Below are 10000 nucleotides of genomic sequence, written 5' to 3' on the forward strand. Positions count from 1 at the left end.
AAACCTCCAATTTTATATTCTTCAACTAATTTATCGATGGATTTATTGTGTGCTTCATCTTTATTAGAATACGCGGCAACCATAAACAACTGCCCCACTTTTTCTTCAAACGAAAATTGGTTGTAAATACTGTCGACCCAAACTTGTTGTGAAACCACTTTTTTTGCAGTTAAAACAGGTTTGGTTTTATTTTGGGAAAATGATATATGTATGAAAACTACCGAAAACAGTAGGGTGAGCACTCTTTGCATAAATTATTGTTTGATTTTTTAACTTAGAACTAAATCCATGCCAAAATACTACATCTTAGCTTTAAAATAAAGCGTTTTAGGTTTATTTTATGAAGAAAGTTGTTAACTAGGGATTCTATTCTTTTTTACGAAGATAAGAATAAACTAATCCATCAAATCGATATGACGGTCATGGTAGCCTAACAAATACAAAACACCATCTAAACCAATGCTTGAAATAGAACTTTGCGCGTTGTCTTTTACTTTTGGTTTTGCATGAAAAGCAATTCCTAAACCAGCTAGATTCAACATAGGTAAATCATTAGCGCCATCACCAACAGCAATGGTTTGATTAATATGAATTCCTTCTTTGTGTGCGATTTCTTTTAGATATTCGGCTTTTTTATTTCCGTCTACAATTTCACCAATATATCCACCGGTTAGAACTCCGTCTATGATTTCTAATTCATTGGCATAAACGTAATCGATTCCTAATTCTTTTTGAAGATATTTTCCAAAATAGGTAAATCCACCAGAAAGAATTGCGGTTTTAAAACCATACGATTTTAAAGTATCAATTAATCGTCTTGCTCCTTTTGTGATGGGTAAATTAATGGCAACTTCTTCCAGAACTTCTTCACTTAAACCTTTTAAAAGAAACATTCTTTGCTTGAAACTTTCTTGAAAATCAATTTCGCCTTGCATTGCAGATTCTGTAATGGCTTTTACTTGTTCGCCAACGCCAGCAAGTTCGGCTAATTCATCAATTACTTCGGTTTGTATTAAAGTGGAATCCATGTCAAAGCAAACTAAACGTCTGTTTCTTCTAAAAATATTGTCTTCTTGAAAGGCAATATCTAGATTTAATTCGGACGAAATAGCCATGAATTTTTCGGTAAATTCAAATTTATCATTTATTTCTCCACGAATAGATAATTGAATAGAAGATCTTGGATAATCATCTTCTTTCACCAAAGAAACTCTTCCGGTTAATCGCTTGATTGCATCGATGTTTAAGTTCTTTTCAGAAATAACTTTAGTTACTTCTGAAATTTGTTGAGCCGTTATTTTTTCACCTAAAAGAGTTACTATATAGCGATCTTTTCCTTGAAGATTCACCCATTTCTCGTAATCTTCAAGAGAAATGGGTTTAAATTTTGCTTTAATTCCTAATTCATAGGATTTGAATAAGATATCTTTTAAAACAGCAGCCGATTTTTTTCCAGATTTAATTTGGAACAAAATACCTAATGAAAGTGTATCGTGAATATTAGCTTGACCAATATCGAGAACATTTGCATCATACGCTGCTAAAACAGCTGTCAATGAAGATGTTAATCCCGGTTTGTCGTGACCAGAAATGCTTAATAAAAATATATCGCTATCCATGAGCTTTTTTGAAAATGAATCTAAAAAAATCTATTGTGCCAACTTTCACTAGCAGGAACTTCCCAGAAATCTTGCCACTCTCCTAAAGTATTTAAAAGATTGTTGAAGACAATTGTATTTTCTGAAACAGCTTTTTCTTTAGCCATTTTTTTAAATTCGATAAGCGGTTTAAAAGCAACGTGATCGCCAACTTTAAAAGTAACGTTCATTTTGTCTAATAAATCTACATTATATTTTTGTTCTAAGTTTTGGATAAATTGTACCGAAGCATCAATAGAACAACCTGTAGCAGCTTGTACTTCCTGATTTACAGCTATAATAATAAAACGATTATAACGAGTTACAAAAGAAGCTTCAAGATGCTGTCCATGTGATGTCCAATTCTCCAAAAAGAATTTTAGTTCTGTTTCAATTTCATGAATTTCTTCATCAGAAAATTTTCTATTGGACTGATAAATCCAAATTTTTGATTCTTCTGGTAAGGTATCAAATGGTACAAACATGATTATTTTTTTGTGATATCAGTAACAATTTTATAAGATACAAATTTACCTAATTTAGCATCAAATAATTCCATTTCATAATAGGTAACATCAACAGCGTCAGTAGCTTTTAATACTTTATCTGTTAATAAAAATGCATTATCAAAACTACTTAATAAAATAAATTGATTAGTTTTACCTGATTGTTCTTTAACAATAAAAGTTAGAAACTGCTCTGATTTAATTTCCGAAATTTTACCAGAAAGAACTAAATCTTCTGCATCAACTTCCACAACTTCATCAGCCTCATCCTCTAACATGAATTTGAAAACTGTTGGACATTTCAAACCCATTTTTTTTCCAATTTCATATCCCAACTCTTCCATTTTTTTGTCGTTAGAAATTACATCTTTACCATAATGTTTTTCTACATCCTTTTCATAAGCATTGATGCCTTCTAACAAACAAATTCCGATAGTTAATTCGAAGTTATCTTTTGTAATCTCTTGTTTTTCAGCACAACCACAAGCTTTTTCAGCTAATTTTTCAGATAATTGATCTTTAGTTAGTTTTTGAGCAAATGCAACATTTCCTACAAGGACAAGTAATAATAAGATTTTTTTCATGTTTAGTTTTAAATTATAAATTTTGTGCGTTTGCTATTATTTCTGCAATATCTAATACTTTAACTTCGTTTTCTTTGTGTGCAAATTTTACTCCATCAGTCATCATTGTATTACAATAAGGACATCCTGTAGCTATAATATTTGGAGTAGTTTCAAGCGCATCTTGCGTTCTTAAAACGTTAATATCCATGTTTCCTTTTTCAGGTTCTTTAAACATTTGAGCGCCACCCGCTCCACAACATAATGCAGCACTTTTGCTTCTTTTCATTTCAACAACTTCGGCATTTGTTTGAGATAATATTTCTCTTGGAGCTTGATATTCATTGTTAGCTCTACCTAAATAGCAAGGATCATGAAACGTTATACGGCTTCCTTTATACGTATCTTTATTAAAATCAATACGACCTTCTTTTAAAAGTTGTTGAATAAATTGCGTATGGTGTAAAACTTCATAATTTCCACCCAAACTTGGATATTCATTTTTTAAACAGTTAAATGAATGTGGATCACAGGTTACAATTTTCTTTACTTCGTAAGCATTAAGCAATTCAATATTCATGAAAGCTTGCATTTGAAACAAAAATTCATTTCCAGCTCTTTTTGCTATATCTCCTGTACAACTTTCTTCGGTTCCTAAAACTGCAAAGTTAACATTTGCTTTATTTAAAATTTTAACGAAAGCTCTTGTGATTTTTTTTGCTCTGTCATCGAAACTACCAGCAGAACCTACCCAAAATAAAATTTCAGGTTGTTTTCCTTCGGCCATCATTTGGGCCATTGTTGGTACAATTAAATTTTCTGACATATTATATACTATTTAAGATAGTTAATGTAAAATTATTCGTTTACCCAATTTAAACGATCCATTTGATTATAAGGCCAAGGCGCACCATTGTTTTCTATATTACTCATCATATTGTTTAGTTCCATTGGGGCTGCACTTTGTTCCATTACTAAGTAACGACGCATATCGATAATAATTGATAGCGGACTAATATTGATAGGACATTCTTCCACACAAGCATTACAAGTTGTACAAGCCCATAATTCTTCTGTAGTAATGTAATCGTTTAATAATGATTTTCCATCATCAACAAATACACCTTTATTTAAATCGATATTTCTTCCTACTTCCTCTAAACGATCACGCGTATCCATCATAATCTTACGAGGTGATAATTTTTTACCTGTTTGGTTCGCTGGACATGATGAAGTACAACGACCACATTCGGTACAGCTGTAAGCGTTTAATAACTGCACCCAATTTAAATCTTGAACATCAGAAGCACCAAACTTTGCTGGTACAGAATCAGGATTGGCTGGTGCTGCAAACGGATCAGCATTTGGATCCATCATTAATTTAACTTCGTTAGTAACACTTTCTAAATTATTTAATTTCCCTTTCGCATTCAAATCTGCAAAGTATGTGTTTGGGAAAGCTAATAAAATGTGTAAATGTTTAGAGAAATACAAATAGTTTAAGAAAACTAAGATTCCTGCAATGTGAAACCACCAAGCAGTTCTTTCAATAAGTACAACTGAACCTTCACTCATACCATTGAAAATTGGAGCAATAAATTGAGAAATTGGGAAACTTCCTGCTTGATTATAATGACCTATTCCTAAGTTTTGCAAATGGAAATCAGCTGCATTCATTACTAAGAATAACGTCATTAAAACTACTTCAAAATATAGAATATAGTTGGCGTCATTTCTAGGTTTACCATCTAAATCAGAACTAGCGAAACGACCTAATTTGGTAACATTTCTTCTAATCCAGAATATAATTACAGCTACTAATACTAAGAAAGCCAAAATTTCGAATGACCCAATTAACACATCATAAAATCCTCCCATGAAAGACAAAACACGATGCGTTCCGAAAAGTCCATCAATAATAATTTCAATTACTTCGATGTTAATAATTACGAATCCTACATACACAATAATATGTAAAAATCCCGCAACAGGACGTTTTACCATTTTAGATTGTCCTAAGGCAACCATCGTCATATTCTTCCAACGTTCAGAAGAATTATCAGTTCGATCTACATCGTGACCTAATTTAATGTTACGAATTAGTTTTTTTACATTGATTGTAAAATAACCTACACCTGCTGCTAAAAGCAATGCGAAGAAAATATTATCTAAAAATTGCATCGTATAAAATTTACTTTTTGATTGTATCGTTAACTGGAGCTACATAAGGTTTGTTTTTCTTTCCAAAAAGAGAAACATTTACATAACGTGTTGGATTTAAGCGAAGATCTTGTAATAACAACTCTAATTCTTTAGACGTATTAGTGAAATTAGTATACATAGCATCATCTTTCATCAATTTACCCATAGTACCTTTACCACTATTGATATCGGCCATGATTTTATCTACACTTACCAATGTTTTTTCTAAGTTTTTAACGGTTTGACCCAAGTTTGCTTTTGCAAGTGAATCAGACATTTTAGAAAAATTAGCAGTAGTTTTATCTAAATTAGTCATTGTAGAATTGATTTTCGATTTGTTATCGGCAATCATTTCATTGATGTTTTTTGAAGCAACACTAAATTCAGAAAGTGTTTTGTTTAACTCCGCAATACTACTTTTGAGATTTTGCTTTGTTTTTTCGTCTAATATATCGTTTACATTAGAAAATAAAACATCTGCATTATCTAATAACTTTTGAACTTTGTATTGAAGCGGCTCTAATTGTTGCGCTAAAGCATCCGTTAAACCTAACTTACTACTTGCTGTTAAATAATCTCCTGATTTTATAAAATTTTTATCTTGAAAATTAGGTTTAATAGCAATTTGTCTTCCACCTACTAATCCAGAATCATAAATTTCAGCAACACTCGATTTGGCAATTGGAAAATCGGTAGTAATTTGCATTTCTACTAATAATTTTCCGTCAGGCTGAATGGTAATTGAGTTTACCTTACCAATTGCTAATCCGTTTAAAGTTACTGGAGCAGAATTAACAAGTCCTGCTACATTGTCATACACAACATAAACTCTTGTACTGCTATCAAATAAGTCTTTTCCTTTTAAAAAATTATATCCCCAAATGAATAATAATATTGATACAATAACGAGGACGGCGGTTTTGATTTCTCTTGTTAGTTTCAAAGCTTAATAATTTTTAACAAAAATAAACTTTTATTTTATTTTATTGCATCGGTTACGCTTATTTTTATTCCATCTTTATAAGCTACAATAAAGGCTGTAGAATATCCTTTTTGCTTGGCCTCCTCCAATTTTTGCTTAGCAGCATCGTAATTTTTTTCGGATGCAAAAAAGTATTTATGTAAACTTCCCGTAGATTCAACAGAAATTGGACTTAATCCTTTAAAGTTTGAAGGAGTTGTTGCTAATTCTTTAGTACTTGCAGAAATTTGGATTTTAAAAATAATTCCTTTCTCGGTAACTATTTCTTTTGCTTTAACTGGAACCTCTTTTTTAGGAGTCTCTTTAACTATTGTTTCCTCCTTCTTATCCACAACTTTTACCTCTTCTTTATCGTTATCATTTTTAGAAGGATTAAAAAATTCATTTTTATAATCTAAAATAGCACTAGAAATAGCTTCAGCTAGTTTATCTTGACCTTCTTCTGAATTTAAAAATGCTCCTTCTTCTTTATTTGAAACGAATCCCATTTCAATCAAAACTCTCGGCATTGTAATTTGTCGTAATACTAAGAATCCTGCTTGTTTTACACCTCTATTTTTATTGTCGGTTTTCTTAGTGAAAAATTCTTGAACTCTTCCTGCTAGCTCAATACTTTGATCTAAATGTTCTTCTTGAAGTATTGAAATTCCAATTACGGATTCTGGAGAATTTGGGTCGAAACCATCATATTTTATTTTATAATCGGTTTCCAAAGTAACTACTTCATTTTCATTTTTTGCTACTTCTAAATTGGAAGCATTACGAGTAATACCCATAACATACGTTTCATTTCCTGAAGCCGCTTGATTTTTATTAGCATTACAATGCATGGAAACAAAAATGCTCCCTTTAGACTTGTTGGCAATATTAGCACGTTGCTGTAATTCGATAAAAACATCTGATTTACGTGTATATACCACATCAATTTGAGGATCTTTTTCTAAAATAGCACCAACTCGTAACACAGTTTGTAAAGCAATATTTTTTTCAATATTACCATGATACACTGCTCCATAATCTTTTCCACCGTGACCCGCATCTAAAACTACTTTAAATTTTTGGTTTTGACCGAATACTGGAAAAACACACATTGCAATCACTACAAAAACGATTCTCTTTAACATATGCAATTGATTATTAATTCTTAAAAGTTACAATATAAGCAGAAGTATATCCTTTTTTCTTAGCTTCATCTAATTTTTTCTTACAAGCGTTATAATCTGTTTCTTCACCATAAAAATACTTGTATAGTTTGTTTTCTTTTTCAAAAGTAATTCCTTTTAAACCTTTAAAATTAGAAGGTTTTGTTTCCAATTTTTTTGTTCCTGCTGAAATTTGAACTTTGTAATAGGTTTTGTTTGATTTAGAATTACTCTTTTCTGTTGTAACTCTTTCTGAATCTGAACTTGTCTTAGTAGAAGTTGATCCTTTTGGCACCACAACAGTTTCCATTTCTGTCACTTCTCCTCCATTGAAAAAATCATTTTTGTAAGCCAAAATAGCATTAGAAATAGATTCTGACATTTCTTCTTTTCCGCTTTCAGAACTCAAATATTTAGCTTCATCAGGATGTGAAACAAAACCTAATTCTACAAAAACACCAGGCATAACTGTAGCATCTAAAACCCACAAAGGTTGTTGATGAACTCCTTTATCTTTTCTTTTTAATTCATTTCGAAATTGATTTTGAATTAAAGTTGCTAATTCAATACTCTGCAGCAATGACTCTTCTTGTATGATTTTTAAACCAATTAATGTTTCGGGATTATTGGGATCAAAACCTTTATATTTCGTTTTATAATCTGTTTCTTGAAAAATTACTGCGTTTTCTGTCTTTGCAATTTCCAAATTGGTTCCGGTTCTCGACATTCCCATTACCAAAGTCATTGCTCCTGATGGATTTCCTGTTTTAACCGAATTGCAATGAACGGAAACAAATAAATTAGCTTTTGCTTTATTTGCGATGTTAGCACGTTCTCTTAATTCTATGAAAACATCCGTTTTTCTAGTATATACAACTTCAACATCTTTATTTTTCTCTAAAATTTTTCCAATTTTAAGCACAACATCAAGTGCTACATCTTTTTCTTGTACCCTATTTTTTACAGCTCCTGGATCTTTTCCACCGTGACCGGCATCTAGAACCACTTTAAATTTAGTGTTATTTTGACTAAATCCAAAGGTGATAGATAAAAGTAAAACCCATAAAAACAGCTTTTTAGTATTTTTTTTTGATGGCATAAAACAAATGATAGGTATTATAAGTTATAATTTTATTAAAACATTATTTTTGCAAAAAAATATATGTAAGTTTGACACTTCAAAAAGTGAGCCAAATTTTTACAAAAATACTATTAAAAGCATTGCATACAAAGTTATTTCATATCGTTTTTTCAGTAATTTTTCTAACACTAGGAACCACTTCTGTTTTTTCTCAAGAAAATCCGATTCCAAGTACCATTACACTCACAAAAACTGATTTAGTAAAAGTTAAAGATTCTACAGCTATTGACAGCACTAAAAAGAATAAACCATTTTTAGAAGGCGTCGTTAATATGAAAGCGAAAGAATACGAAAAACTTGATCAAAAGAAAAAAACAGTAACCCTACACGACGAAGCCGAAATTTATTATACCGATTTTGAATTAAAAGCTGGTAAAATAGTTTTAGACTATGAAAAAAACCTAGTCTATGCAGGACGATTAAAAGATTCGGCTGGAAATTATATTCAGCGTCCCGTTTTTAAACAAGGGGAAAATATTATTGAACCGGATTCGATTATTTTCCATACCAAATCAAAACGAGCAAAAGTTTGGAACTCAAGAACGAAGCAAGGAGAATTATTCATAAAAGCTGAAATTTCTAAAAAAGAAAACGATTCCGTTTACTTTATGAAGAATGCTCGCATGACCACTTCAAAAAATATTGATGATCCTGAATATTATTTTTTAGTTAGAAAAGTAAAATTTGTTCCTAAGAAAAAAGTAGTAGCTGGATTAACCAATATGGTAATTATGGACGTTCCTACTCCCATAGGCTTACCATTTGCTTATTTTCCAATAACAGAAAAAAGTTTATCTGGATTTATTATGCCAACTCCTGGACAAAATAATAGACAAGGATATTTCCTTCAAAATGGGGGTTATTATTTTGCTTTGAGTGATTATTATGACTTAGCTATTTTGGGAGATTATTACACTAATGGAAGTTATGGTTTACGAGCCGAAAGTAGTTATGCAAAACGATACAAATTTAATGGACGCTTAAATTTTAGATTTGAAAACAATATCATCAGTGAGCGAGGATTTCCTGACTATGTAAAATCAAAACAATACAATATTCAGTGGTCGCATACACAAGACACGAAAGCTTCTGCTGATTCCAGATTTTCTGCCTCTGTAAACTTAGGAAGTAGTCAGTATTTTAGGCAATCTATAAATATGAACAATGTAGGTTCTAGTTTAAACAATAACCTAAGTTCATCGGTATCCTTTTCTAAAACATTTAGAACAATACCTCAAGTTAACATGTCTGTTTCTGCGACACATTCGCAAAATACAAATACAGGAATTATAAATATGACATTACCTACTTTTCAAGGTAGTGTAGATCGTATTTATCCATTTGCACCAAAAGATGGAATAAAAAAAGGGATCATAAAGAACATCAATCTTCAATATAATTTAAGAGGTGAAAACAGAATTCAAACTAACGATTCTTTGTTTTTTACTTCTCAAATGTTTAGAGATGCTAAATCAGGATTACAACATTCCATTCCAATTAACACCAACTTCAAGATTTTTAAATATTTTAGTGTTTCTGCAGGAACAACTTACAATGAAGTTTGGGTTATGAATACCATTAAAAAGAGTTTTAACTCAATAGAAAACCAAGTTGTAGTTAAAGATGTTAATGGATTTGAAACGTATAGAACATATAACTTTTCAGCGGGAATTGGAACCACAATTTATGGAACCTTCAATTTTGGAGAAGATAAAAAAATTCAAGCTATTCGTCATGTAATGCGTCCCAATGTTAGCTATGGTTATACCCCAAATTTCGATCAGTATTTTGAGAAATATGCCTTAGATGCTACAGGGATTAATTTTG

Annotated in this window: 10 protein-coding genes; 1 reads left to right on the forward strand and 9 read right to left on the reverse strand. The window is 31.1% G+C overall.

Going from position 1 to position 10000, the window contains the following annotated elements:
- The 9 genes from LDL23_RS09805 to LDL23_RS09845 all read right to left on the reverse strand — a co-directional run.
- The coding region (locus tag LDL23_RS09805) for a hypothetical protein (protein ID WP_291265529.1) at positions 1–251 on the reverse strand (251 nt) is incomplete at its 3' end.
- Between the two features lie 144 nt (positions 252–395).
- Complete coding sequence (gene serB, locus LDL23_RS09810) at positions 396–1619, reverse strand: phosphoserine phosphatase SerB (protein ID WP_291265530.1); 1224 nt, start codon at positions 1617–1619, stop codon at positions 396–398.
- Positions 1620–1639: 20 nt separating this feature from the next.
- On the reverse strand, positions 1640–2122 hold the full coding sequence (locus LDL23_RS09815; protein ID WP_291265531.1) for an ABC transporter ATPase: 483 nt from the start codon (positions 2120–2122) through the stop codon (positions 1640–1642).
- Positions 2123–2124: 2 nt separating this feature from the next.
- Complete coding sequence (locus tag LDL23_RS09820) at positions 2125–2727, reverse strand: hypothetical protein (protein ID WP_291265532.1); 603 nt, start codon at positions 2725–2727, stop codon at positions 2125–2127.
- A gap of 13 nt (positions 2728–2740) precedes the next feature.
- Positions 2741–3532: a (Fe-S)-binding protein gene (locus LDL23_RS09825; RefSeq protein WP_291265533.1), complete on the reverse strand. Its 792-nt coding sequence runs from the start codon at positions 3530–3532 to the stop codon at positions 2741–2743.
- Between the two features lie 32 nt (positions 3533–3564).
- Positions 3565–4887, reverse strand: coding sequence for a (Fe-S)-binding protein (locus tag LDL23_RS09830; RefSeq protein WP_291265534.1), 1323 nt, complete (start codon positions 4885–4887; stop codon positions 3565–3567).
- A gap of 10 nt (positions 4888–4897) precedes the next feature.
- Complete coding sequence (locus LDL23_RS09835) at positions 4898–5851, reverse strand: MlaD family protein (protein ID WP_291265535.1); 954 nt, start codon at positions 5849–5851, stop codon at positions 4898–4900.
- Between the two features lie 35 nt (positions 5852–5886).
- A complete protein-coding gene (locus LDL23_RS09840; RefSeq protein ID WP_291265536.1) occupies positions 5887–7014 on the reverse strand; it encodes an N-acetylmuramoyl-L-alanine amidase in 1128 nt (375 codons plus the stop codon).
- Positions 7015–7027: 13 nt separating this feature from the next.
- Positions 7028–8131 (reverse strand): N-acetylmuramoyl-L-alanine amidase, encoded by a 1104-nt coding sequence (locus tag LDL23_RS09845; protein WP_291265537.1) that lies wholly within the window; start codon positions 8129–8131, stop codon positions 7028–7030.
- A gap of 71 nt (positions 8132–8202) precedes the next feature.
- Here LDL23_RS09845 and LDL23_RS09850 point away from each other — a divergent pair.
- The coding region (locus LDL23_RS09850; RefSeq protein ID WP_291265538.1) for a putative LPS assembly protein LptD at positions 8203–10000 on the forward strand (1798 nt) is incomplete at its 3' end.

It is taken from the genome of Flavobacterium sp. (genome assembly GCF_020217025.1).
In the GTDB taxonomy this organism is placed as follows: domain Bacteria; phylum Bacteroidota; class Bacteroidia; order Flavobacteriales; family Flavobacteriaceae; genus Flavobacterium.